Raw genomic sequence first — 26,328 nt, forward strand, 5'->3', positions numbered from 1 at the left:
GAGCCCCTGCCGAGCATGGCTCGGCACTACATGGATCTATCGGTAGAGCCCCTGCCGAGCATGGCTCGGCACTACCTGGACCGCCATTCGCCGGGCAGCGCCCAGCGCGCCACGCCATCGCCGCACAGGCCGATCAACGCATCACCCTGCGGTGCCCAATGCAGCTGGCGCAGGTCCCAGCAGGCAGAGCCGCTGGGATTCAACGCCAGCGACTGCCCCGACTCGAGATTCCACACCGCCAGCACCGGGGTGCCGCCATCGTTGCCGCCAAGGGCCAGCAGGCGACCGTCGGCGGAGGCGGTTGCCGCATTCAATGCGTTCAGCCCAGGCAACGCCAACGAATACCGCGGCTTGCCGCTGGCCAGATCAAGCACATGCATGCCCGGATCGCGCCGGTTTCCTTCCATCAGCACGAAGCCGACCGCAACCCATCCGCCTTTGGCCGAGCCCAGCGGCGCTGGCACCCACTGCGCCATGCCGGCGTCATCGTTGCCGTCCACCTTGCCGAAGCGGCGCGGCAAGGCCAGCACGCGCTTGACCCGCCCGGTGGTGCCATCCAGCTCGGTCAAGCCTGCCGGGTCTTCGATCCAGAAGCCCTGCCCCGGTCCGTCCCAGCGCACCGGCTTGACCAGCGCGTTGCCCGGATAGCCGCCAACCACGCCTTGCCGGGGCGCATCGAAGCGCGGCGCATAGATCCACGGCTCGCCATCGGCCGATGCCATCGCCTGCGGCTGCAGTACACGCAGCACATCGCGGATCGCACCGCCACCGTCCAGGGCATGGTCGTACGGCACCGGCCTGCCCTGCATGTCATGCGTCCATTTCCAGCCGCCGCTGATCGGTTGACGTACACCGGCCGCCCAACGCAGCGGATGCGCGAGCGCACGCTGCTGGTCCAGGCTGTACTCCACGATCTGCTGCTGTATCGCCAGCCAGGCGGTGCGACCCTGCGGGTCCACGCTCAAGCCGGCGCGACCCGCATCGGCGCTGGCCTGCCACAGGCGCGCCGGCTTGTCGCCCATTCCCGGCGCCCAACGCCACAAGGCCTCGGGATAACTGCTGAGCAACAGTACGCTGCCATCGGCCAATGGCCGCATGTCGTAGTAGTCGCCACTGCCGAAGGGCAGCAGACGTTGCGCTGCGGTCGCGTCCTTGTTGCCGCCCGGTGCCGTCAAGGTCGGTTCGACGATGCGGGCGTCTGCCTGCGCCGGCAGCTGCCAATCACTGGCGCCGACCCCGATCTGCAGGGCTGCACCGGGCAGCGTACGCACGGCGTCGTACACCGGCGTGAACACCGCCTCCGGCACGCGACGGCGGCTCAGACGTGGCGAGGGCCCACCGCCCATCACATTGAACTCGCGCAGCTGGTCGACGATGCCACCGTTCGGATTTGGCCAGTCGTCGGTTCGGCTCAAGCTGATTGCCGTGGCCGGTTTGCCCAGCGCTTCGTCGACCTGCATCACCCGCACTTCGATCGTGCTTTTGGCGCGCCCGAGCACACCGTGCTTCTGCTCGGCACTGGCCTGCCAGCTGGCGAAGCTGCCCTGCAGTTCGGCCAGCTTGTCGCTCATCGCATCGACCGTGGCATCGCGCTGCAGGCGCTGCTCGCGCAGCGGCAGTTCCTCGGCCAGCAGGGCGCCCTGCTCCACCGCCGCTTGCAACGCAGGCATGCGGTAGCGACGGATGAACTCGGCCTTCAATTCCGGGCGGCGCGCGATCAGCACATTGCCCCAGCCGTGATCCATGTAGGCCACGCGGGTGCGCTGTACTGGCGCATTGAATTTGCCCAGTGGTGCCAGGCTGGCCTGCACCACCGGCAGCACCTGATCGAACGGTAAAGCGACCAGCAACTCAACCTGCGGCAGCGAGCGTTGGTTCTTTGCCAGCAGGGGCGCCTGCAAGGCCGAGGGCAGGCCTTTCTCTGTCTCCTGCTGGGATGTTGGCAGCATTTGCCAGTTGGTCGGCAAGGGCACAGCGTTCGCCCACAACGGTGAGGTCATGCCCGCCAGGCACAGGATTGCGCGGCAAGCGCGGGTCTTTGTCATGGGTCGTCCTTGATGGTGCTGTGAGAGGATTCTGAGGGGCAGCAGGTATCTGTGGGCCCCCGGCCCTCACCCCAACCCCTCTCCCGGTGGGAGAGGGGCTTGTAGTGCCGAGCCATGCTCGGCAGGGGCATTACCGATGACGCCCGAAGGCACGGCTGCGCTGCGCAGAAGCTGCCCTCACCCCAACCCCCGCTCCGCGCCCCGGCCCTTGCGCTGGCGCAAGGGCGTTCGATGAGCAGCGAACCTGTGGTTCGCACCCTGCACCTCTCACCCCGCGAGCGGGAGAGGGGCTTCAAAGCCTTCAAAGCCTCAAGCCTTCAAACCTTCAAGCCTTCAAGCCTTACTTGCGCTCTGCCGCACTCGCATCGCGCGTCGCGCGGAAACTCTCTTCCGGGCTCCAGTTCGGCCAGTCACGTGAGTTGGCCAGCTTCTCGCCCAAGGTATAGAGCACTTCCAGGTCGCGCGCGGCGCCGGCGAAGGTCCAATCGGCCTGCCATTCGTCACCCTGCTGGTGATAGCGCTTGGCGGTGTACTCGTCGGAGGCCTTCTTGCCAGCGGCGACGCCGCCGTCGATCCAGTCCTGCCCCGCGCCATACGACAGCGCCGGCACGCCGCGCTTGGCGAACGGGAAGTGATCGGAGCGGAAGAACAGGCCGGCTTCCGGCTTGGTATCCGGGGTGTAGCGAATGTCCCAACCCTTGGCCACGTCCTTGAGCTGGTCCAGCAGCTCCACCTTGGCCGAGCCATAGATGCCGAAATCACGCGACGGGCTGTACGGCGACATGCCGTCCATATTGATCACCGCCACTGTCTTGGCCAGCGGATACAGCGGATTGCTGGCGTAGTACTCCGAGCCCAGCAAGCCCTTTTCCTCGGCGGTCACCGCCAGGAACACCACCGAGCGCTGCGGCTTGGGCTGGGTGGCAAACCCACGCGCCAGCTCGACCAGCGCAGCGGTGCCGGAAGCATTGTCCATTGCGCCGTTGAAGATGCGGTCGCCGCGTGCATCCGGCTCACCCACGCCGATGTGGTCCCAATGGCCGGAATAGATGATGGTCTCGTCCGGATGGGTACTGCCTTCCAGGCGCGCGACCACGTTGTGCGAGGTGATCACCTCGGTCTTGACCTGGTAGTTGGCCGAGAAGGTTTCGCCCTTCAGCTCTACCGGCTGGAAATCGCGCGACTGCGCCTGCTTCTTCAGCGTTTCGAAATCCAGCCCGGCGCGCTTGAACAGCTCCACCGCCAGGTCGCGCTGGATCCAGCCTTCCAGCGCCGGGTGCGCCTCGGCCGGGTTCTGCCGGACCACGTCGAACATGGTGTTGGTATTGGAGCCGGCCACCGTCGCCCAACCATAGGAGGCCGGTGCGGTCTCATGGACGATCAGCACGCCGGCGGCGCCCTGGCGCGCGCCCTCTTCGTACTTGTAGGTCCAGCGCCCGTAATAGGTCATGCCCTTGCCGTCGAAGTCACCGCTACCGGTCTCGAAATCCGGGTCGTTGATCAGCACCACGGCGATCTTGCCCTTCAGGTCCACGCCCTTGAAGTCGTCCCAGTTGCGCTCCGGCGCCTTGACGCCATAGCCCAGGAACACCAGCGGTGCATTGCTGATATCCACCGCGCTGGCACCGTTCATGGCCGCGCGCACGGCGATCTCCTGGCCCTGGGTCAGGTTCTGTGGCTTGCCCTGGCTGCTCAGCGACAACGCCGGCTTGCCAACGATGTCGCCCTTGAGCAGCGGCACCGCCTGGGTCCACAGGCGCTGGCCGTCCTTCAGGTCGCCGCCGGGCTGCATGCCGGCAGCGGCGAACTGCCTGCTCAGGAACGCGATGGTCTTGTCCTCGCCTGCGGTCGCTGGCGAACGGCCTTCATAGGCGTCGGAGGACAGCTCCTTGACGTCGGCCGAGATGCGGGCGCCGTCGAACTTGGGCGGGGCGGCCATCAGGGCGGTGGACACGGACATCGCCAACAGGCTGATCACGACTCGTTTCACGCGGTACTCCAGTGATAAGGCAACTCCCGGAGTGTAGCCAGCTGCGCGCGTCCGTGTGCAGTGCCCTGTTGCAGGGTTGACAGCAGACACAGCCCGGGCGTCTCACGGAACCCGGACCGCTGTCCTTCCACCTGCCGATCGGCTTACCAGTCGTAGGCCAGGCTCATCGTCACATAACGGGGCGTGGCGAATCGCAAGGGCAGGTTGTAGGTGTTACTGACGGTTGCGATCTCTCCTTCGCTTGCGCCATCAATTGCGGTGGGTTTGCGCTGGTTGAACAGATTGAATACATCCAGCGACACCGCCAGCTTGCCATCGGCGAACGCCGGCCTGTAGCGGACCCCCATATCCAGGCGACTGGTCCAGGGCGTGTACCGCTGGCCCGGCGGAGACGCCTTGCCAAAGCAGGTGTGGTAGAAGGAACCGCCGTAGCCCACCGGATCGGTTTCATTCACCGCCGGGTCCCCGCCCTGGTCATTGAGGAACCCCCAGCAGGTGATCGGCATGCCCGACTGCATGCTCACATTGGCGCTGACCATCCATTCCGGTGTGATGGCATAACTGCCACGCGCCTTGATCTGGTGCCGACGGTCATTGGGCAGATACCCCATCGAGTGGAACATGAAAGCAGGCCCATCCCAGTTCACGCTGGTCGATACGCCATTGTCATGCGATGCCGAACCCTGGCCGGAATCCGAGTTCGCCGGCCCTTCCATGTTGCCTTCGCTCTTGCTCAGGGTGTAATCGATGCGAGCCTCCCATTTGCCGTTGAACGGGTGTTCCAGGAAGAGGTCGATCGCCTTGTAGGTGCGCTTCATCGGCACCGTCCAGCCCCAGTCCTGTGGCGTCATGCGGAACGAGGTGTAACCATTGCCGTCCTTGTTGGCGAAGCGGAATGTGTTGCTGTCACCCACGTTGACAATGAAGCAGCCACCATCGAGTCCCTCCGAACCGGGAATGGCGACCGTCGATGCGTCAATACCCATCTTCTCCAGTTTGGCTGCCATGGCGGCCGAATCACAGGTATCGTCCATCGCCGACTTGAGGTCACGGTAAGTGGCCTTTGCGCCATAGCTCCAGTTTTCGTTCAAGCGGGCCTGGAAGCCGACGATGAATTCATCCTGGTAGGAGGACTTCAAGTCGGTGGGCGCAAAGCTGCCGGCATCTTTCGGCTGGCCGGTTTCGTGGTTGGAGGACACCGGTCCGGCGGCTGCAGTGCCAGCCAGATTCAGGATAGGCTCCAGCCCGGTTGGCACGCCATTGGCGTCGATGCCGGTATAGGTGAAGTACTCGCTGGTGAAGGTTGAGGATGAAGCGCCGCGAACTGCGACTGCCTGCGGCAATGCCAGGTAGTAACGGCCCGCGTTGCCGAACAACTTGAAGGAGGCATCACCGAAGACGTCCCAGCTGAAGCCCAGCCTCGGCGCCCATTGATCACCGGTATCCACATACGCTGCACCGGTGTTGTTCTTGTTGGTGAACTGGTCGTTGCGAATGCCCAGCGACAGCAGCAGATTGTCGGTTACCTGCCATTTGTCCTCCAGATACCAGCCCTTCTGCTCCAGCGACATGCTGGTGGAATTGCTGTAGATGTATTTGCGGACGAAGTAGCGGGAGCCCGGTGCACCAACGTCCAGCGCCGCGTTCACCGCCCGATCCGGCGCATTGGTGCTGTGGTAGATCCAGCGATCGATCAACATGTCGACACCTTCGTTCTTGGCCTCGAACTTCTGGTTGTCGATGCCGCCGGTCAAGGTGTGCCTGCCCAACACCCACTCCAGCTCCAGGCGCAGGCCGTCGCCATAGTCGTCCGCGCCCGGCGTACCATTGCTGGCCGCCTGCGGATTGGTGATGCCGCTGGCCGGCGTACCGGCCGGCCAGTACGCCGGATCCTGCAGACTGGCGCTGGAGACATGATCGAAGCCGGTGAGCGTTGGAACGCTGCTGTAGCGCAACCGCGAATGACCGTACATCGCATTGAGGGTGAGCGTATCGGTGAGATAGCCGGTGTACTTGATGATGGAAAACTCGTTGTTCTCCTTCACCTCGTTCGGGCTGGAGCCATTGCCTTCGCCTTCCACATCTTCGGCGAAGTCGTACGCGTAGTAGTCTCCCTGGTAGCGCTTGCGCTGCGCCATGTAGGTCAGTTCCAGCAGGTTGCTGTCGTTGATGTTCCAGTTCAACTTCGCGTAGAGCTTGGGATTCTTGGTGGTGTCGTGCAGGCTCTGCGGGACCCCCAGGACAGTCGGGTATGCCTTGGTTTCGGTTCGCTCCTGCTCCAGCGATACAAAGCCGAACAGCCGATCCCTGAGCAAAGGACCGCTGACATAGGCACTATAGGTTTCGCCCCAGCTTTCATTCCTGTCACCACGGCTGAACAGGCGTCCAACCAGGGTGTCGTCCTGGTACGCATATCCCTCGGGCAGCGCATCATTGGGCAGGTGCCGGTCCGGTGTACCTGCACGCAAGCCCCTTGGCGTCCAAGTGACCTGCGCGCCAAAGTGGAAGTCATTGCTGCCGCTCTTGCCAATCTGGTTGAGCACGCCACCATCGGATCGGCCGTACTTCGCGCTGTAGCCACCGGTATAGGTTTCCTGCTGCTCGATCGAGCCGTAAGGCAGCGTGTAGCCCCCCACGTTGGTCATTGGATTGCCGGTAAAGAACCCGTTGATGTAGTACGCGTTCTCGGCGACGCTGGCGCCTCCCAGGGAGACGGCGCTACCAAAGAAGACCGGGTTTCCCGCAACCGCACCCGGGGCCAACAAGGCAATGGATTCCGCCGTGCGCGCCAGCGGCAAACGCTGTATTTCCTGCGCCGTCATCACGGTATTGGTCGACACCGAGCGTACATCGATGCTGTCGGCCGCCGATGCAGTGACATTGATCGTACCCAGGGTCGTCGCCCCGGTACCGGCAAAGGAAACGTTGCTGTTTCCTCCTACCGTCACCACGACATCGCGACGCCCTTCGCCCACCTCCACGGTATAGGGGCCCACCGGCAGGCTGCTGACGGTGTACCGTCCCTTGTCATCGGCAATCACGCTGCGACTCAAGCCACTGTTGCTGGTGATCGTGACCCGCGCGCCGGCTGGCACCGAACCCGATATTGCACCGGTCGTACTTTGTGCGTGTACCGCACCAACAATGCAGATGCCCAGCGCCGCCGTCAGCGTACGTTTGGCGATCCTGTTGCAGACCCTTTCCATTTTCATCCTGCACCCCATGAAGGAAGCGAAGCAAGCCAGCCGTGTTGCAAGGCCAACACTTTTTGAAGCACAGGAAATATAGGTTGCACACCGGCATCGCCAATCAACATAAGTTGAGGCTTTGCCGCACACCAAACTGGATACAGTTCGACGCACGCCACGCCCTTGCGCGTGGCGCGCCCTGCTGAATATTCTGTTGGCCTGGCAGCAATACGCGTGGACACAGCCCGCGGTGCAGCAGGAAAACAGCCGCATGAAACTGCGACATGTCGCGGCTCTGGCGCTGTCGGCAATGCGCGCTAAAGTCGTTCCGCCCGTTGCAACAATGCACTGCGCTCGCGCAGGTTGGATGTCATCGCTGCTGCCTGTTGAAAGGCGTCCTTGGCCTCGCGCAGCTGTCCGCGCTGCGCGAGCAATTCACCACGCACGGCCTGCAACGGTGCATAGGCGCGCAGCTGTGGATCATCGATGAGTTGCTGCAACAGCGGCCATGCCGCGGCCACGCCCTGGGCCTGTGCCACCGCGACCACGCGATTGAGTTCCACCACCGGCGAGGGCATCACCTCCACCAAGCGCGCATAACAGGCAGCGATGGCCTGCCAATCGGTCTGCACGGCCTGACGCGCACGCGCGTGACAGGCGGCGATGGCAGCCTGCAACACGTAGGCGTCATTACCACCACCCAGTGCCAGGGCCTGATCCAGCAGCGCCTGCCCGCGTGCGATCTGCAACCAATCCCAACGGCTGCGATCCTGCTCCAGCAACAGCACCGCCGAACCATCCGCCGCAGTTCGCGCTCGCAGGCGCGAGGCCTGGAGCTCCATCAACGCCAGCAGGCCGAGCACAGGCACCGTATCGGGCATCAACCCGGCCAACACGCGGCACAAGCGCAACGCCTCTTCGCAGAGCGCCGGTCGCATCCAATCTTCACCGCTACTGGCCGCGTAGCCCTCGTTGAAAACCAGATAGACCACATCCAGCACCGACTGCAAGCGTGCGGACAGTTCCTGCAGGCGCGGCACTTCGAACGGCACCTTGCGCTCGGCCAACAGCCGCTTGGCGCGGACGATGCGCTGGGCGATGGTGGGTTCTGGAACCAGATAAGCACGGGCGATCTCGGTGGTGCTCAAGCCACAGAGCAGGCGCAGGGTCAGCGCGACCCGCGCATCGGCAGGCAATTCGGGATGGCAGGCGACGAACACCAGCCGCAGCAGGTCATCACCGATGTCGTCCAGATGGTCGGACGGGTCCGCGCCCATGCTGTAGTCCTGCTGTTCGTCGATGATCTGCGCCTGCCGCTGCGCATGCAGGCGCCGTTGCCGCAGCCGATCGATGGCCCGCCGCTGCGCGGTGGCCATCAGCCAGGCGGCAGGATTGTCCGGAATTCCCTGTTTTGGCCAATGTTCCAGGGCCGCAACCAGCGCGTCCTGGGCCAGTTCCTCGGCGCTGTCGAGGTCACCCAGCATGCGCGCAAGGCGTGCAACCAGGCGCGGCGATTCCATGCGCCAAAGGGTGTCCAGCAGTCGTTGCAGGTGTGGATCGGTCATAGGGCGTGATCACAGCATCGCGGTGCGATTGCTGCAAGCAAGCAGCGCATATGCAGGACCGGCGGTAGTGCCGAGCCATGCTCGGCAGGGGCCTGCTCCAGTGATGCGAAAAGCCAACCCCTCCCCAGCCCTCCCCTCCACCTCCGGCGCAAGGGAGGGAGGCAGCCTCACAACTGCACGAACGGCGTGAATCCGCCCCAGAACATGCGCTTGCCATCGAACGGCATGTCCTTCGGCCCCATGCCGGCCAAACGTGGATCGGCCATCGCCTTGGCATTGACCTTGTCGCGGTGAGCGCGCGAGCGAAACACCACGTAGGCGAATATCACCACCTCATCCTCCTTCAACTTCACCGCCTGCGGAAACGAGGTGCGCTTGCCCGGCTTCACATCCTCCGCCACCGCTTCGACGTAAGCGAGGGCGCCATGCTCTTTCCACACCTTGCCAGCCTTGCGCGCCATGCGCTTGTAGTCGTCCAGCCTGGCGCTGGGTACCGGCAATACATATCCGTCCACGTAAGCCATGTTCGTCTCCTGGTTATTGGCCCGGCTCGCCATCCATATGGGCGATTTCCCACAGGTGGCCGTCAAGATCGGCGAAGCCGCGCTGGTACATGAAACCGTAGTCACGGGCCGGCATCGGCTCGCTGGCGCCGGCGGCCAAGGCCTTGTCCACCAGTTCATCAACCGCGGGCCTGCTGGCCGCAGACAGGCAGGTGATCACCTCGGTCTGCTTGCGTGCGTCGCTCAGCGGTTTGGTGGTGAACGTCTTGAAGAACGGCTCCACCAGCAACATCACGAAGATGCTGTCGCTGATCACCATGCAGGCGGCATTGTCATCGCTGAATTGCGGGTTGAAGCTGTAGCCCAGCGCGTCGAAGAACGTCCTCGACGCCTGCAGGTCGCGCACCGGGAGATTGACGAAGATCATCTGCGGATTGCTCATGCCTCAACCCTCCGCCGGCATCGGCTTCATGCAGTTGACCATCCACGGCTTGCCGTAGCGGTCCAGCAACATGCCCCAACGGTGTGCCCAGAAGGTTTCCGCCAGCGCCATCTGCACCTGCCCACCTTCGGCCAGGGCCGCGAACACGCGCTCGGCTTCCTCGATGCTGTCCACGTCGACATTGATGGTGGTGGCGCTGGCACCGGCACCTTGCGGGCCATCGGCGGCCATCAGCGTTGCCCCGCCAGCCTCGACCTGGCAATGCGCGATCTGCTCCGGTTGCGGCATGAACCCACCACAGCCTTCCGCATCCATGTCCGGACTCGGCGGCATGTCGCCGTACTTCATTTCCGACACCACCGTGCCCCCCAGGGCCTTGGCGTAGAACGCCATCGCCTCGTGGGTCTGGCCATTGAAGCCCAAAAACGGAATCAATTTCATCGTCCTGCTCCTGCTGCTTGGGGTTGGATTTCAGTTGTTGCGTTCGATCTGTTCGCGTAGACGCTGCTCCTGCGCCTGCAATTCCGGAGTGAAGGCCTCACCGAAATCTTCAGGTTCGAAGAACGGCCGGATCTCCACTTCCACCGCGCTACCGTTGGAGGGGGTGAACGGCGCGCGCTTGAGCCACTCCACCGCTTCCTCCAGCGAGCGCACCTGCCACAGCCAGAAGCCGGCCACCAGTTCGCGGGTTTCGGCGAAAGGCCCATCGATGACGCTGCGGCCCTCGGCCGCGAAACGCACCCGCGCCGCATGCGAGGTGGGCTTCAAACCGTCGCCGGCCAGCATGATGCCGGCCTTGACCAGTTCTTCATTGAAGGCCCCCATCGCCGCAATCTCGGCCTGCGTGGGCATGACCCCGGCTTCGGTCTCGGGAGTCGCTTTCACCAGCACCATCACTTTCATCGCCTTGCTCCGTTGCAGGCCACATGCCCGCTTCACAACAGGTACGACGAAGCACGGCCATCAACCTCGACACGCGCGCGTCGCCTTTTTATGAATCGGTTCATGCGGCACTGCAGCAGGCCTGATGCGACATGATGCGCATCCATGTGCGTGAGACCGGCCCCATGAAGTTCATGTTGTTGATCTATATCGACCCACACCTGCTGCAGACGTTGCCTGCCAGCGAGTACGACACCTTGATGCGCGGCTGCCTCCGCCATGCCGACGCGCTCCAGGCCGCAGGCACGCTGGTGATGTCACAACGCCTGCAGCCACCGACCAGCGCACAGACCCTGCGTCGCCGCGACGAGCTCACCAGGATCATCGATGGCCCGTTCGCCGAAACCCGCGAGATTCTCGCCGGCTTCAACCTGATCGAAGCCGCCGATGCCGATGAAGCGATGCGCATCGCCCAGCAGTTTCCCTGGGCGGCTTACGGCAGCATCGAAGTGCGCCCGGTGGATGACCTGGACGCAGAGCGGGTGCGGCTCGGAGCGTAGCCTCCCCCCTCCCCCTCCCAGCAGGCAGCCACGCAGGCCTGCGCAGTCGACTGCGGGGGCCTGGCACCGCCTGCCGCTCCAATCCCATCACCCACAACGCCTGTGACCGCGTGCTGGGAGCCGACGCCTGTGTCGGCTTTTTCTTGGCCTGAAACAAAACCAGACGGCAGCGTACGGAACGTGCGAACAAGTGAGAGCCTTGAAAATGAATGAGGGCAAAATCTCACGCAGCTGAATTTTAGATAACAATTTCAACGACTTAATTTTGGTTTCAGCTGATATTGTAAAACCGTTAGCAGTGAAATTAATATTTCGTTCAGCTGTAATGAAACCTACATTTCACTGCAGCGCGGTTGCAACAACAGTCTGCATATCAATGAACCAAGGAAATTTGATGACCCGCAGCTCCCAAGTCACCCGGCTCAAGCGCACCGCGCTGGCTATCGTCCTCACCTCGGTCATCGGCGCCGCCGCTGCCCAGAGCACCACCGGCTCCCTGTTCGGCAACGCCCCGTCGGCCGCCGGCGCCACGATCACCGTCCAGAACGAATCCGGCCTCAAGCGCAGTGTCACGGTTGACACCAACGGCCGCTACAACCTCGGCTCGCTGCCGGTCGGCAAGTACTCCATCCGCCTTGAGCGCGATGGCCAGGTCATCGACAAGCGCGAGAACGTGCTGCTGCGCGTCGGTGCCGGTACCGAGGTCTCGTTCGGCGGCGAAGGTGCCACCACGTTGGATGCGGTGACGGTCACCGCCGCCAGCATGCCGAAGATCGACGTCAGCAATACGGTCTCCAAGTCCGTCATCACGTCCGAGCAGCTGGACGTGCTGCCGCTGGGTCGCTCGGCCGAAGCCATCGCCCTGCTCGCCCCGGGCGTGGTGAGCGGCAGTGGCTTCTTCACCAATGGTTCGCGCTCGGTGCTGTCGTTCGGTGGTTCCAGCGTCACCGAGAACGCGTACTACCTCAACGGCTTCAACACCTCCAACCCGCTGAGCAACATCGGTGGCGTCAGCCTGCCGTACGGCTCCATCGACCAGCAGGAAACCTATACCGGCGGCTACAGTGCGCGTTACGGCCGCTCCACCGGCGGCGTGATCAACCAGCTCGGCAAGCGTGGTACCAACGAGTGGCACTTCGGCTTCCAGACCACCTGGGCACCGGATTCGCTCGCCGCCTCGCCGCGTGACATCTGGTATCCGAACAACACGCTGGGCCCGGGCTACCGCTACTCCAGCGCGAAGCTCCCGGGCACGCTCTACCGCTACCGCAACAACGACACCGCCACCCGTACGACGGTCAGTGGCTATGTCAGCGGTCCGCTGATCGAAGATCGCCTGTTCGTGCACCTGGCCGCCGAGACGGACAAGAAGGACGGCGTGTCCACCAACAGCGCCGCCTCCGCCGCCCAGGCCCGCAACAACTACACCATCGATACGCCGAAGTTCTACGGCAAGATCGACTGGAACATCACCGACGACCACACCCTGGAATACACCCGTATCCAGAACACCGACCGCACCAGCGGCTACTACACCGCCTTCGACTATGAAACCCTGAACGAAGGCGGGCGTACCGGTTCGTTCTCCGACACGACCAAGATCAAGGACGACTACGACATCTTCAAGTACACCGGCTACCTGACCGATGACTTGACCCTGAGCGCCGTCTGGGGCCGCAGCACGCAGAGCAACCTGCAGTACAACCCCGGCGAATCGGACAACCCGTACCTGAGCGGCGTGAGCCTGCAGGATCCGAAGATCACCGGCGGCAAGCCGATCCGCAACGACCAGGCCAGCCGCGACACCAAGGCCGACAACGCAGGCAGCACCACCCGTGGTCTGCGCGTGGATCTGGAATACCGTCTGGGCGATCACCAGCTGCGTGCCGGTATCGACAACATGTACTACAGCGCGAAGAACGAAGGCCAGGAAATCACCGGCCCCGGCTATGCGTGGTATTACTCCAGCATCGACCCGAACAAGTCGCCGAGCCCGGGTTTCAACATCACCCCGCCGGGCGGTGATGGCTACTTTGCCTACAAGTACGTCTTCGCCACCACCACCAGCATGTCGGTCGAGCAGAAGGCCTACTTCATTGAAGACAACTGGCAGGTCACCCCGAACCTGTTGCTGAGCATTGGCGTGCGCAACGACAAGTTCACCAACTTCAACAGTGCGGCCGTTGCCTACGTGAAGAGCGGCGACCAGTGGGCCCCGCGTCTGGGCGCCAGCTGGGACGTGTTCGGTGATTCCTCGCTGAAGGTGTTCGCCAACCTGGGCCGTTACTACCTGGCCCTGCCGAACAGTGTGGCCATCCGTGGTGCCTCGGCTTCCACCTTCACCCGCGAGTACTTCACCTATACCGGCATCGATGCCAATGGCGTGCCGACCGGCCTGACCGCGCTGGGCCCGGGCCCGGTTTCCTCCAACGGCGAGTACGGCCTGACCCCGGACCCGGCTGGCGTCGCGCCGACCGATCTGAAGTCGCAGTACCAGGATGAACTGATCCTTGGTTTTGAAAAGACCCTCGGCCAGTCCTGGAACACCGGCGCCAAGGTCACCTACCGTCGCCTGCAGACCGCGATCGACGACATCTGCGACCCGGACCTGATGGAAGCCAAGCTCCAGTCGATGAATGTCGACACCAGTGGCCTCCAGATCCCGGGCTGCGTGATCTTCAATCCGGGCAAGACCAATACCTTCCTGGCCAAGCATGTGGATGGCTCGGGCTATACCTCCTTCACCATGAATGGTCAGGACTGGGGTTACGGCAGCACCAAGGCCAAGCGTGACTATGTTGCAGTGGATCTGTTCCTTGAGCACCCGATGACCGACAAGTGGTACGGCCGCGTGGATTACACCTGGTCGCGCAACTTCGGCAATACCGAAGGCCAGGTGAAGTCGGATATCGGCCAGGATGACGTGTCCAAGACCCAGGATTGGGACGCAGCCGCACTGATGGAGTACGCCGGTGGCTACATGGCCAACGATCGTCGCCACCAGCTGAAGGGCTTCGGTGCATACCAGTTCAACGACGAATGGACCGCATCGGCCACCCTGCGCATCATGTCGGGCATGCCCAAGACCTGTCTGGGCTTCTACGGCACCGACCACAGCGAGCCGGTTGCCGGCTATGGCGCTTCGTACCACTACTGCGATGGCAAGCCGTCGCGCCCGGGTGATGCAGGCCGTCAGCCGTGGACCAAGCAGCTGGATCTGGGTGTGATCTACCGTCCGTCCTTCGCTGATCACAAGCTGGCCCTGGGCCTGGATGTGTTCAACGTGCTGAACGAACTGAAGCAGGTCCAGTCCGATGCCCGTTTCGAGGCCAACCCGTACACCGTATCCAACACCTACGGCATGGGCACCTACTACACCGCGCCGCGTTCGGTGCGCCTGACCGCGTCCTACGACTTCTGATCAGGTGCTGAGCAACAACGCAATCTCTCTTGAATGATGTACTTGAAACCCCGGCCCAGCGCCGGGGTTTTTTTATGCACGGCTAGAACACGCGCAACGGAAGCTCGCGCCCCGCGACAGCTTCATTGCCGCTGAAATCCCGGGCGCTGACGCGGATGGTGTAGTCGCCGGGCGCGAGCACGGCGGGATCCAGCGCGCCCCCAGCCAACAAACCGTCACGCACCGTATTGGTCAGCACATAGCGGAAGCGGGTGCTGCTGCTGCCATGCACGGTGATGCCGCTATCGGCGGCGTAGGCCAGCTTCACCGCCTCACGCTGCGGCGGCATGCGATTGAAGATGATGTTGGTGCGCGGCTGTTCGTAACCGGCCAGGGCGCGACCGTCGGCACCAAGTATCTGGAAGCCCAGGCTGTACAAGCCAAGCCGGCGCCGCGGCAGGTTGTTGTCGACCTGGTCCCAGGCTTCCACCACCAGTTGCAGGCCGCCAGCATCGCGTGACACGCGCAGACGCCCATCTACCTTCTCGCTCAGGCGCTGGTTGTTGCTGTCGAGCAGGGCGATGTCGTCGATCTTCGGTGCGACGTGGTCGGCATAGTTGGAGAAGCCCAGCCGCACCGCGTTGCGCTCATAGCCCGATGGCCCCACCGCGAGATGCACATGCGCCTGGTTGTTGATGCTGCCCAGCGCGTCGCCGGGCTGGAAACGGGTACCGCGACGTACCCGCACCCTGTCCAGCTTGCCGCTGTCGTCATAGACCAGCTGCATGCGGGCAGGGTCCAGCGCGCGATTGCCGGCATCGCGGCCGACCTTCATGTGGATGTAGTCGAGCTTGTCCAGCGACAGGCCTTCGGCCTGGCCGCCCAATGTCCAGGTGGAAGCCGGGCTGCTGACCTTGGCGCTGGCGATGGCCAGCACGATCTGGCCAACGTCGCCGCGCACATCAAAACCACTGTGCAGGTGGTGTCGGCTCTCGCCACTGAAGTTGCCGCGCACCTCGCCCAGGGTACCGGTGACTTCGTGCCAGCCCCGCTGCGGCGCCAGCGGCCAGCGGCCCTGGTTGCCAGGCAAGGGATTGTCCGGCGACGGCCCGAGTTGCGGCGGTACGTCCGTGGTTGTCGCAGTCCGCGGCAGCAGATGATGGAGGCGATAGGCGTCGGCATCACTCAGCAACAAGCTGCCATCGGGCGCCAGCACCAATCCGGCCGGGCGTGCGAAGCGCTGTGCATCGTTACCCGCCACGGCAACGAGGTGGCCCTGCGCTGACAGCTGCACCACGCGACCACTCAAACGCTCCCCCACATAGACCACGTCATCATGGGTGATGGCCAAGGCCATTGGCCCCCACAGCACACGATCGCCATTGGGAATGCCAATGCGGGTGCTGACCATGCCGGCAGGGCTGACCGTACGCAGCGCGTTGTTCTGCAGATCGGCAACCCAGAGGTTGCCGTGGCTGTCGAACTTGAGGTCAGTGGGCGTATCGAAGCGCGCCAGCGCCCCCTGCCCGTCCTCCCAACCCGGCAGGGCGCCGCCGGCCAGGGTGCTGACCGTGCCATCGGCAGCGATGACACGGATGCGGTCATTCCAGGTATCGGCGACATAGACACGACCGTCCGCGCCTACCGCAACACCCATCGGTCCATTGAAACGTGCCTGCGCGCCGCTCCCGTCCGCGAAGCCTGGCGTACCGTCACCGGCCAGGGTAGTGACCTGGCCTTGCGTGGTGATCCTGCGGATGGCGTGGTTACCGGTATCGGCCACGTACAGATTGCCCTGCGCATCCAGGGCGATGCCCGATGGAGTATTGAATCTGGCCGCGCTGCCCTGCCCATCGGCGAAGCCTTCCATGCCACCGGCCAGCAGCTGGAAGGCGCCGTCCAGGCCGCGATACAGGATGCGGTTGTTGTCACCGGCATCGGCGACGAACAGCACACCGCCCCCCATCGCCAGCCCCCAGGGATCACTGAAACGGGTTTGTGCGGCCTTGCCGGCACTGTTGCCAGCCACGCCGTCGCCGCCCAGCAAGGCGATCTGCGCCTGCCACCCCAGTGGCGTCGGCGGCGCAGCAGCCGGTGCGGGCGCTTGCGGCGCCCACAGGAAACTGGCGCCCAGCGCGGCACCGGTAACGGCGATGACGGCAATCACCCAATGTTTGCGATCCATGTACACCCAACCAACTGCGGACCCGGCACGATAGACGCTCACGGCCCGCGGCGAAACCGCCGAAAGCCCTGCATGGTGGAGAAACGTATGCAACTGTATCTGCAAGAAGAACTGATCCGCCTGCGTGCCGGGCATAGCACCGACATCAGCCTGCCACTGTCGCTGTCATCGCTGCTGGACGCGGGTCTGCGCCAGTTCCCGCCTTCCGGGTCGGCCATGGAGCAGGCCATTGCCAGCACCGAGGACGCCTTGATGCCGTGGATCCCGGCGCTGCGCCAGGAGACGCTGGAGGTATTGGAATGCGCCGATGCGGTGTTGGCACCGTTGCCAGGGGTGCTGGGCTATCCGCAGCAGGCAGTGCTTGAGCTGGATATCGAGGAAATCGAGCGCGCATTCCAGCAACTGGCACAGGTAGCGGCGGGGATGCCGGCAAAGAGCCAAGGCATTCCGGAACGGGCAGATTTTGTCGCCGCGCTGGTGGTGGTGCGGGAGCTTATGCACCACGTTGGCTGGCGGCAGCTGCGTTTGTCTGGGCCAGAGGTCGGGCTTGATTGAGGCAGGGGCGATAAAGCCAGGGCAAGGGCACCTCTCCCCAGCCCTCCCCTTGCCTGCGGCAAAGGGAGGGGACGAAAGCCAACGCCGCGCGCGGCTCCCTCTCTTGCGCAGCAAGGGAGGGCTGGGGAGCGGTAGGCTGGTTCAACCCGCCAAGCCAATTACAACGCAGGCCGCTCCGGCCCGGTGCCCATCGCTTCGCGGTAGCGGCTGTACAGGGCCAGCACCTTGTCCACGTACTGCCGCGTTTCCGCATAGGGCGGTACGCCGCCGTAGCGCGCGACCACGCCGATACCTGCGTTGTAGGCCGCCGCCGCCAGCGTGCGGTCGCCGTTGTAACGGCGCAGCAGGGACTTCATATAGCGTGCGCCGCCGTTGATCGACTGCGCCGGTGACAGCGGATCGCTCACCCCGTACTCGCTGGCGGTCTCCGGCATCAGCTGCATCACGCCCTGCGCGCCCTTGGGCGACACCGCTTTTTCATCGAAGGCACTTTCGGCATGCGCCACCGCACGCAACCAGGCGTCGTCCACGCCGGTTGCCTTGGCGGCGGCGCGGAACTGCGGCGCATGCCGATTCAACTGTGGCGTGCCGACCCTGCCCAGGCCTGCGTGCGCGGGCTCACCCGGCGGCGTGGCCACGGTGAAGCGCAGGTAGGGCGTGGACCCGGGCAGGTTGCGGGTGGAGTAGACCTTGCTGCCGTCCTGCTCACGCTCGTACAGGGTGCCGCTGAACACGCCGAAGTTGCCCCACAGGTTGGGGGTCTGCACAGCGTTGTCATCGATCACGATGGCCTTGCAGCTGGAGCCGGGTTCCGGTGCGGTGGCCATGCTGACAGTGCCCTTCTGCACACAGCGGTACACCGTGCGCGCCTGCAACGGCGCACACAGCCCGTACAACAGCAGCAACAGCGCAAGCGCAGCCGCGCGTGGCATGGCCGGATCCGGTCAGAAGAAGGGTGATGATGCTGAGCCTGCCTGCTTGAACGGCAGGTGATGAAAAATGCGCCAATCGCGCCCAGAATGAATGGACGCTTTCCCACCCTGCCCCACGCCCATGACCGCGCCCCTGCTAGGCTTCGACAACCCCCGTTTCCATACCGGTCGCAACACCAGCGTACGGCGCGGTGCCCGCTGGCATGGGGTGGCGCAGGCCTGCATCGAACTGGCGGATGGCCACCAGCTGGGACCACTGCCACTGCAGACCGAACTGCGCGGCTTTGAGGCACTGGAGGAAGCGGATCTGCGCGATGAGCATGACCCGGCTTGTCGCACCCCTGCTGGCCTGTTGCGGGTGATGCAGCAGCTCTACCCCGGGTTCCGCAGCGATGAGCTCGTGACCTTGGTGCATTTCTGGGTGGAGTGAGCGCGGCAAGCGGCATGCCTGCGGCCGCTTTGGCTCTGGCTCTGGCCATTCCCTTCTCCCGTTCACGGGAGAAGGTGGTGCGAAGCACCGGATGAGGGCAGCTTTTGCTTCTGCCCCTGACAAAGCGGGCAACCCATCAACAGCTGCGCAGCCCTGAAACTGCATAGCAATACTTGAGAAAAGCGCCTTCCAAGCTTCAAGCAAGACAGGAAGCAAAAGCGCCCCCATCCGCCCTGCGGGCATCCCCGCCTTCGCGGGGACAGGCTCTTCCCCCGCAGGCGGGGGAAGGGAATGCATCAATCAGTTACCTGCTCAGAATGCATCAAGCAGTGGCCTGCTCGGAATGCAACTAGCCGCTACCCGCTCAGCGCGCCTGCGCAGCCCGCAGATGTTCCCCCACCGGTGCGGAGAACGCGCGCGCATCGGATACATCCCAGTTGATCGACCAGGTCATCACCCCGCGGAAATTCGGATGCGGCTGGCTGGGCTTCACCTCATCGCACTGCGTGGCCGTGGTAAGGCAATCAAAAGCGCGATTGATGTCCGCCGGCGTCGCATACCCATTGCCGGCAGCACGCAGCCCCGACGGCAAGGCCAACGCTACCTGGTCGGCACGCAGGCCCTCGAAACGCCCCTTGCCGCCGGCCAGATCAAAGCCTTCGATCAGCATCTTCGCCGAGCCCACCATCATGTCGACGCTGCCACCCGGATACTTCTCGGCGCGGTACGGCGTCGGCAGGCCACCGTTGTTGTAGAGCTGCACATGCAGCAGGTCCAGCTCCTCACGCAGGCCGTCGATCAGCGGCAGGTAAGCACCCCAGATGCCTTCCATCGACACAAAGCCGCCCTGCACATACGGGTGCTCCGGTGCCATCGACACATACAGGTTCGGGTACATGCCGTGCAGGCGCTTCACCGCCGAGATCAGGTGCGGGGTAACCGGCGCACCGTGCACCACGCCGGCGATCTTCTCCAGATCCACGTCGATGCCATCAAAGCCGAAGGTATTGATCGCTTCGGCGGTGGTGCGCACGAAGTTGTCCTCGTCACGCTGTGTGTTCAAGGTCACCGTGCCCAGCTCGCCACCAAAGGACAGCACCACGATCTTGCCCTGCGCACGCTTGGCGGCGATGTCGGCAATCAACTGCGCGCGATCCAGGGCAGGGTCCGGATTGAACGCCACCTTGCCCTCGCCCATGTCATCGGCAAACGCCAGCACGATCACGTCCCAGCTGTCGTCGACCTTGCCGACCGGCAACAGGCCCTGGCCGTTGTCGAAGTTGTGCAGATAGCCGACCAGGGCGTGCTTGGGCAGCGCATGGCTATGACCGGGAGCAACGCCCACACCCGTGGCAACGGACGGCGTGGGTGCAGCCTGGCAAGCAAACGTGGAAGCCAGCACCACTGCGGAGAACAACAGACCAATCGACTTCATCGCGATACCAGAATGGGAAGACGCCCGATTCTAGGCATGCAGAAGCCGTAAAAAGCCATTAAAAGACAATAACTTAGCAATGTTGTCCTGATTTGTCCCGGTTTGTCCGAGCGATGGCCCGCAACGCGGTCGACACGCAGTTTCGATGTCGAGGGCAGGTCCTGCAACTGGCCTGCGATGACCGCCGCTCAAGTGCACATTTTCATGCGCCGCTCGGCATCCCACAGGGCGCGCCGGGCCAGGTCATAGGCACTGTCTGCGGCGCTGGGCAGGCTGTGCTCGGCCTCCACCGGGTCTGCGCCATTGTTGTAGCGATACTCCACCCGCAGCAGCGCCTCCAGGTGCTGCTGCGCGATGCCCAGCCAGCGCCGGCGTTGATCGGCATTGCAGCGCGGGTAGCGCTGCTCCAGCGCGCCTATCGCCACGCGGATGCGGCGGCTGGCCTCGCCCTTCATGTCCGGCGCCTTCTCGTAGCGGATCGGTGCCGCCTTGTAAGCATCGCCCGTTGCTTCACTGCCCAGATCGGAGGGCCGCTCATGCAGTCGCGGATTGAAGGCGATATCCGGCGGTCGTCGCGCTTCAGCAGCCTGGATGTCCTCGCCATAGAGCAGGCGCTCGGAGCGTTTCTGCCGCGTTCCCGCACGTTCGCGCGAAAACAGGTTGGCAGTCGCGCGTTCTCCCACCTGCGTGGCCAGCTCGTCACGATGCTCGAACACACGCTCAGCTGCGCTCTTCTGGCGCGTATCCGTGGCATCCGGGATGGCGAGCGTGCCGTCCTTGCCGTATAGCCGCTGCGACCAGGCGGTCTGCGGGGCTGCCGCGGTGGCAGCTGGTGCAGCCGGAAGAACCGGAGCCACGGTTTCGGATGCGGGTGAAGTACTGGATGCCCGCTTGGAATCCATGGGCGTTCCGGGCGCGACTGTGATCGTCGGCTGCGGCACGGCCAGATCCTGCCTGGAGGCATCCGGCGAGAGCCACCGCAGCTGCACACGCGTCTGCTCGCCGCCCGTGTTCAAGGCGGGCACCTGCAGCATCAGGCGCGTTACGCCGAGCATGAACGCCAATGCAACCACGGCAGCGGTCACGCGGGTCCACAGCGGCTCGGCAGAATGGTCAGAACGCATGCAGCTCCATCGGAAACATGGCCCGGAAGGCATCAACCGGCCTTGGCGAAGTACAACCCCAGCATGCAGAGACCAACAAGGGCACACCGAGTTCAACAATTGTGTCCCACGAATAGGTGAACCTGTGGCAAGACTGGGCCATCATCGGCCAGACGCCGTCATCGTTCGCAGCACAAGGAGCCGTTCGTGAATACCGTTGCAGCACAGAATCTGGATGAAAGCATCGCCAAGCAGCTGTTCTTTGGCCATATCGCCGAAGAGGTGTTGTTCCCCTACCCACAGATCCGCGAGCGTGACCGCGAGATGCTGGGCGCGATGACCGATGCCATCGACCAGTTCCTGGCCGACAAGACCGCCGACCTGCGCCAGTACGACCGCGATGCCGAGCAGCCAACGGAGTTCATCCAGGCGCTGCGTGACATGGGCCTGTTCGGGCTGATCATCCCCGAGGAATTCGGTGGGCTGGAGCTGTCCAACGGTGCCTATGCGCGCGTGCTGGGCCAGACCAGCAGCCACGACAGCTCGGTGTCGCTGACCATCGGCGCGCACAGTTCTATCGGCATGAAGGGCCTGCTGCTGTTCGGCAACGACGAGCAGAAGCGGCGCTACCTGCCCAGGTTGGCCAGTGGCGAGATGATCGCCGCCTTCTGCCTGACCGAAGCCGGTGCCGGCTCCGACGCCGCCGCCATCCGCACCAAGGCCCACCGCAACGATGACGGCAGCTGGACGCTGAGCGGCGAGAAGATCTGGATCACCAACGGCGGCATCGCCGACTTCTACACGGTGTTCGCGCGCACCGACACGGCGGAGGGCAAGGTCACCGCCTTCATCGTCGAAGCCGGCTGGGACGGCGTCAGCCATGGCCCGCACGAAGACAAGATGGGCATCCGCGCCTCATCCACCACCACCGTCGCCTTCAACGAGGTGCGGGTGCCGGCCGCCAATGTGTTGGGCCCGGTCGGCAAGGGCTTCAAGGTGGCGATGAACATCCTCAACAGCGGCCGCACCGGCCTGGGCGGCGGCGCGGTGGGCGGCATGCGCGCGCTGATCCGCATGGCCTGTGCACAGGCCAGCGAGCGCAAGCAGTTCGGCCAGGCCATTGCCGAGTTCGGCCTGGTGCGCGAGAAGATCGCGCAGATGACCGCTGACTGCTTTGCTGCCGAAAGCACGGTGTGGATGGTCGCGCATCTGATCGACAGCGGCCGCAGCGACTATTCGGTGGAAGCGGCGATGAGCAAGGTATTCGCCAGCGAGGCCGTGCAGCGCAGCTGTTATGAAGCGCTGCAGATCGCCGCCGGCAACGGCTTCATGCGCGAGCTGCCGTACGAACAGATGACCCGCGATACCCGCATCCTGTCGATCTTCGAAGGCACCAACGAGATCCTGCGCCTGTATGTGGCGCTGAACGGCCTGAAGGGCGTAGGCGCGACGCTGAGTGAACTGCAGAGCGCGGTGGGTGGCATCTTCAACGACCCGATCAAGGGCTTCGGCGTGCTCAGCGACTATGCCGGCCGCCGCATGCGCGAGGCCACCGGCTACGGCACCGGCCGCATCCGCGCGCCGCTCGATGATGCGCTGCGGCCGCTGGCACGGCTGTGCGAGAAGTATACGGTGGAGCTGTCCAAGGCCTCGGACCGGCTGCTGCGCAAGCACGGCAAGAAGATCGCCGACCAGCAGCATGCGCAGAAGCGCGTGGCCGATATCGCCATCGACCTGTTCGTCGGCCTGTGCGTGCTGTCGCGGGTGGACAGCCTGCTGCAGGCCAAGCACCCGGCCGCCGATGACGCGGTGAAGATCGCCCGTCTGTTCGCCCGCCAGGCACGCCGGCGCATGGCGCGCAATGTGCGTGGACTGGAGCGCAACGAGGACGAGATCGTCGAATCACTGGCCGCCTCGGTGCTGGAGCGCGGCGGCTACGCCTGGGACGTGATGTAAGCGCCCTTGTAGGAGCGGCGTAAGCCGCGAAGCTACCGGACCGTCCACAGAAGCAAAGCCTACAATTGCAGATTGTCCGGCAATCGGTTGCTGCATCAGCTTCGCGGCTGACGCCGCTCCTACAACAGCATCGGCGCGCCACTCCCTTGTGGGAGCGGCGTAAGCCGCGAAGCTACCGGACCATCCGCAGAAGCAAAGCCTGCAATTGCAGCTTCCCCGGCGATCGGCACCTACATCAGCTTCGCGGCTGATGCCGCTCCTACAACAACACCAGTGCGCCCTCCCTTGTGGGAGCGGCGTAAGCCGCGAAACTACCGGACCATCGGCCGAAGCAATGCCAGCAATTGCAGCTTCCCCGGCGATCGGCACCTCCACCGGCTTCGCGGCTCACGCCGCTCCTACAACGCCGGGTCTTCCACTGCCAGCTCGCCCTCGCGCAACACCCGCCGCAGCAATGCCCGGCCCTGACGATCCAGGCCCAGCACGCGCGGCTTCACGCCGTGATGGCGATAACGGCTGACCACCTTCTCCAACGCAGCCACGGCGGTGATGTCCCACAACTGCGCGCCGGACAGATCAATCACCACCGCACGCCCCTCGGCCACACGCGGATCGAAGGCATCGATGAAGGCATCCGCAGAGGCAAAGAACACCTGCCCGCGCACCACATAGCGCAGGCTGCCGTCGGCCTGTTCATGCGGCTCCACCTGCAGCAACCGCGCCACCTTCAGCGCGAAGAACACCCCACTCAACAGCACGCCGATGCCAACACCGGCGGCCAGATTGTGCGTGCCCAAGGTCACCGCCACCGTCGCCAGCATCACCACGCCGGACAGGCGCGGATGCCGCACCAGCGCGCCCAGGCTGCGCCAGTCGAAGGTGGACACGCTGACCATCACCATGATCGCCACCAGTGCGATCACCGGCACCTGCCCTACCCAGGGCTTCAGCAGCACCATCAGCACCAGCAGGAACACGCCTGCAAACAAGGTGGAGAGTCGGCCACGGCCGCCGTATTTCACGTTGCCCACGGTCTGCCCGATCATGCCGCAGCCGGCAATGCCGCCGAACAGGCTGGCGGCGATATTGGCCACGCCAAGGCCGGTGCATTCGCGGTTCTTGGAACTGGGCGTGTCGGTGAGTTCGTCCACTACCCGCGCGGTCATCATCGATTCCAGCAGGCCGACCATCGCGATGGCCAGCGCCGGCATGGCGATGATCCGCAAGGTATCCAGGTCAAACGGCAGCGCGGGCAGGCCCATCCACTGCGGCAAGGCCTGTGGCAACTTGCCAAGATCATCTACGGTGGGCAGCTCCAACTTCAGCCACCACGCCAGCAGGCTCAACACGAAGATGCAGATCAGCGGCGAGGGAATCGCGCGCACGCCGGGCAGGGGCAGGCGCGGCAACCCGTAGATCACCAGCAGGCCCAGCGCCAGCATCGCCCAGGTGGCGGTGGTGGCGCCGTTCAACTGCGGCAACTGCGCGGAGAAGATCAGGATGGCCAGCGCATTGACGAAGCCGGTACGCACCGAGCTGCTGACAAAGCGCATCAACACCCCCAGGCGGAGCACCCCAAACACGATCTGGATCACGCCGGCCAGCAGGCCGGCTGCGAACAGATACGGCAGGCCATGCGCACTGACCAAGGGCGCCGCCACCAGTGCCACCGAACCGGCGGCGGCGGTGATCATCGCCGGCCGGCCACCGAACACCGCGATCACGATGCTCAGCACGAAGGAGGCGAACAGGCCGACCTGCGGGTCCACCCCGGCCACGAACGAGAACGCGATGACTTCCGGGATCAAGGCAAAGGTGGCCACGGCACCGGCCAGCATTTCGCGCAGGGGATTGGCGCGCCACTGCGCCAGTTCAGAATGCAGAAAGGACATACGGGCGGATCGCCGGTGCTGGCCCGCAGGGGCGGCAGCGCAGGCGCAATCGAGGGGAGGGGCGCGAATTATGCCTGTTGATCGTTGACCGGCGCGGGTGGAGTTGGATTTCCAGCAAGGCGCAAACGTCCAAGGCTACCCCTCCCCGGCCCTCCCCTTGCCTTCGGCAAAGGGAGGGAGCTTTTGGCCCCCTCCCTTTTGCGGAGCAAAGGGGAGGGCTGGGGAGGGGTGCTCTTCGCGCACAACTCAACCCCCAAAACCCAGCTGCGGTAGCATTCCCACCCTCGCACCACCTGCAGCCCCCATGCCCCACTACACCGGCCCCCTGCTCACCCGCCCTTTGCTCGAGCAGCTGCACAGCGCCCTGAAGAAGGGCAGCAGCGAAATCAGCACCTCGCTCGACCTGGGCCGCAGCCAGCAAACCGTTGGCATTGGCAGCGACAGCTTTCAGTTCCGCGGCCAGCACTACCTGTGGCCGGCCAAGCTCAAGGACCGCACCATCTACTACTGGGATGGCGAGGAGTTCAGCGCTGCCTCGCGCTTCGGCAGCGGCCTGTACAAATTGGTACCTACCGACTGGGGAATCCCCACGTTCGAGATCGACGGCATCAAGATGCTGGTCAGCGCGCAGATCTCGCCACTGGACGACGCCCGCCGCAAGGTGGCACTGGTGGAGCCGCGCGGCAAGCAGATCCTGGACACCTGCGGCGGCATGGGCTATTTCGCCGCCTCCTGCCTGGACGAAGGCGTGGCCGGCATCCGCTCTTTCGAGAAGAGCCCGGAGGTGCTGTGGCTGCGTACCCTCAACCCGTGGTCGCCGGACCCTGACAGCGCCGCCGCAGGCGGCCGCCTGCAGCTCAAGCAGGGCGATGTCTCCAAGGAAATCGAAAGCATCGCCGATGCCTCGATGGACGCCGTGCTACACGACCCGCCGCGCTTCGGCATTGCCGGCGAGCTGTACTCGCAGGTGTTCTACGATCAACTGGCGCGCGTGCTGCGCAAAGGCGGCCGCCTGTTCCATTACACCGGCGCGCCGAACAAGCTCACCAGTGGCCGCGATGTACCCCGCGAAGTCGCCACACGCCTGCAGAAAGCCGGCTTCAAGGCGGAGCTGGCCCTGGATGGCGTGCTGGCCGTACGCAAATAACAAACAGACTTGTGGGAGCGGCGTAAGCCGCGAAGCTCGTACCCTCTCAAGCCAAGGTCCAATGGCAATCTCCTTGCCCCCCGGCTACGCGGCTCACGCCGCTCCTACAAAAAACATA

General features: G+C 64.2%; 19 protein-coding genes. 6 read left to right on the forward strand and 13 right to left on the reverse strand.

What is annotated here, in order from left to right; translation table 11 throughout:
• Nucleotides 1-71 precede the first annotated feature (71 nt).
• From RT131_RS17150 to RT131_RS17185, 8 genes are all read right to left on the reverse strand, one after another.
• Nucleotides 72-2,045: a hypothetical protein gene (locus RT131_RS17150; protein ID WP_313173978.1), complete on the reverse strand. Its 1,974-nt coding sequence runs from the start codon at nucleotides 2,043-2,045 to the stop codon at nucleotides 72-74.
• A 340-nt stretch (nucleotides 2,046-2,385) separates the two neighbouring features.
• Nucleotides 2,386-4,035 carry a M28 family metallopeptidase gene (locus RT131_RS17155; RefSeq protein ID WP_313173979.1) on the reverse strand — a complete coding sequence of 550 codons (1,650 nt, stop codon included), beginning with the start codon at nucleotides 4,033-4,035 and terminating at the stop codon, nucleotides 2,386-2,388.
• Nucleotides 4,036-4,178: 143 nt separating this feature from the next.
• Nucleotides 4,179-7,247, reverse strand: coding sequence for a TonB-dependent receptor (locus RT131_RS17160; protein ID WP_313173980.1), 3,069 nt, complete (start codon nucleotides 7,245-7,247; stop codon nucleotides 4,179-4,181).
• A gap of 293 nt (nucleotides 7,248-7,540) precedes the next feature.
• Nucleotides 7,541-8,788 (reverse strand): sigma-70 family RNA polymerase sigma factor, encoded by a 1,248-nt coding sequence (locus RT131_RS17165; protein ID WP_313173981.1) that lies wholly within the window; start codon nucleotides 8,786-8,788, stop codon nucleotides 7,541-7,543.
• A 167-nt stretch (nucleotides 8,789-8,955) separates the two neighbouring features.
• Nucleotides 8,956-9,312, reverse strand: a complete 357-nt coding sequence (locus tag RT131_RS17170; RefSeq protein ID WP_313173982.1) for a DUF1428 domain-containing protein — start codon at nucleotides 9,310-9,312, stop codon at nucleotides 8,956-8,958.
• A gap of 13 nt (nucleotides 9,313-9,325) precedes the next feature.
• A complete protein-coding gene (locus RT131_RS17175; protein ID WP_313173983.1) occupies nucleotides 9,326-9,733 on the reverse strand; it encodes a VOC family protein in 408 nt (135 codons plus the stop codon).
• 3 nt (nucleotides 9,734-9,736) lie between these two features.
• A complete protein-coding gene (locus RT131_RS17180) occupies nucleotides 9,737-10,174 on the reverse strand; it encodes a VOC family protein (protein ID WP_313173984.1) in 438 nt (145 codons plus the stop codon).
• A 30-nt stretch (nucleotides 10,175-10,204) separates the two neighbouring features.
• Entirely contained in the window at nucleotides 10,205-10,636 is a 432-nt protein-coding gene (locus tag RT131_RS17185) for a YciI family protein (RefSeq protein ID WP_313173985.1), read from the reverse strand.
• A gap of 164 nt (nucleotides 10,637-10,800) precedes the next feature.
• On the opposite strand from RT131_RS17185, the gene RT131_RS17190 reads away from it, so the two are divergent.
• Together RT131_RS17190 and RT131_RS17195 are read left to right on the forward strand one after the other, a co-directional pair.
• Nucleotides 10,801-11,175, forward strand: a complete 375-nt coding sequence (locus RT131_RS17190; protein ID WP_313174031.1) for a YciI family protein — start codon at nucleotides 10,801-10,803, stop codon at nucleotides 11,173-11,175.
• 394 nt (nucleotides 11,176-11,569) lie between these two features.
• Nucleotides 11,570-14,596, forward strand: a complete 3,027-nt coding sequence (locus tag RT131_RS17195) for a TonB-dependent receptor (RefSeq protein ID WP_313173986.1) — start codon at nucleotides 11,570-11,572, stop codon at nucleotides 14,594-14,596.
• Between the two features lie 82 nt (nucleotides 14,597-14,678).
• Here the strand turns inward: RT131_RS17195 and RT131_RS17200 are convergent, their stop codons facing one another.
• Nucleotides 14,679-16,760, reverse strand: a complete 2,082-nt coding sequence (locus RT131_RS17200) for a gluconolaconase (RefSeq protein ID WP_313173987.1) — start codon at nucleotides 16,758-16,760, stop codon at nucleotides 14,679-14,681.
• Nucleotides 16,761-16,847: 87 nt separating this feature from the next.
• Here RT131_RS17200 and RT131_RS17205 point away from each other — a divergent pair, with 87 nt between their 5' ends.
• Nucleotides 16,848-17,315 carry a hypothetical protein gene (locus tag RT131_RS17205; protein WP_313173988.1) on the forward strand — a complete coding sequence of 156 codons (468 nt, stop codon included), beginning with the start codon at nucleotides 16,848-16,850 and terminating at the stop codon, nucleotides 17,313-17,315.
• Between the two features lie 158 nt (nucleotides 17,316-17,473).
• Here RT131_RS17205 and RT131_RS17210 read toward each other — a convergent pair whose 3' ends face one another.
• Nucleotides 17,474-18,247: a lytic transglycosylase domain-containing protein gene (locus RT131_RS17210; RefSeq protein ID WP_313173989.1), complete on the reverse strand. Its 774-nt coding sequence runs from the start codon at nucleotides 18,245-18,247 to the stop codon at nucleotides 17,474-17,476.
• Between the two features lie 121 nt (nucleotides 18,248-18,368).
• Between RT131_RS17210 and RT131_RS17215 the strand changes: the two genes are divergently transcribed.
• A complete protein-coding gene (locus RT131_RS17215; protein ID WP_313173990.1) occupies nucleotides 18,369-18,677 on the forward strand; it encodes a hypothetical protein in 309 nt (102 codons plus the stop codon).
• Between the two features lie 364 nt (nucleotides 18,678-19,041).
• Here RT131_RS17215 and RT131_RS17220 read toward each other — a convergent pair whose 3' ends face one another.
• Together RT131_RS17220 and RT131_RS17225 are read right to left on the reverse strand one after the other, a co-directional pair.
• The gene (locus RT131_RS17220; RefSeq protein ID WP_313173991.1) at nucleotides 19,042-20,112 is read right to left on the reverse strand and encodes a chitinase; all 1,071 of its coding nucleotides are present in this window, start codon (nucleotides 20,110-20,112) and stop codon (nucleotides 19,042-19,044) included.
• A 188-nt stretch (nucleotides 20,113-20,300) separates the two neighbouring features.
• Nucleotides 20,301-21,236, reverse strand: a complete 936-nt coding sequence (locus tag RT131_RS17225) for a hypothetical protein (protein WP_313173992.1) — start codon at nucleotides 21,234-21,236, stop codon at nucleotides 20,301-20,303.
• A gap of 186 nt (nucleotides 21,237-21,422) precedes the next feature.
• Between RT131_RS17225 and RT131_RS17230 the strand changes: the two genes are divergently transcribed.
• Nucleotides 21,423-23,171 (forward strand): acyl-CoA dehydrogenase family protein, encoded by a 1,749-nt coding sequence (locus tag RT131_RS17230; RefSeq protein ID WP_313173993.1) that lies wholly within the window; start codon nucleotides 21,423-21,425, stop codon nucleotides 23,169-23,171.
• A gap of 398 nt (nucleotides 23,172-23,569) precedes the next feature.
• On the opposite strand, the gene RT131_RS17235 is transcribed toward RT131_RS17230, so the two are convergent.
• Complete coding sequence (locus tag RT131_RS17235) at nucleotides 23,570-25,063, reverse strand: SulP family inorganic anion transporter (RefSeq protein ID WP_313173994.1); 1,494 nt, start codon at nucleotides 25,061-25,063, stop codon at nucleotides 23,570-23,572.
• A gap of 304 nt (nucleotides 25,064-25,367) precedes the next feature.
• Between RT131_RS17235 and RT131_RS17240 the strand changes: the two genes are divergently transcribed.
• On the forward strand, nucleotides 25,368-26,210 hold the full coding sequence (locus RT131_RS17240; protein ID WP_313173995.1) for an MnmC family methyltransferase: 843 nt from the start codon (nucleotides 25,368-25,370) through the stop codon (nucleotides 26,208-26,210).
• Nucleotides 26,211-26,328 lie beyond the last annotated feature (118 nt).

The sequence above is a fragment of the Stenotrophomonas sp. genome, from assembly GCF_032066555.1.
Taxonomy (GTDB): domain Bacteria; phylum Pseudomonadota; class Gammaproteobacteria; order Xanthomonadales; family Xanthomonadaceae; genus Stenotrophomonas.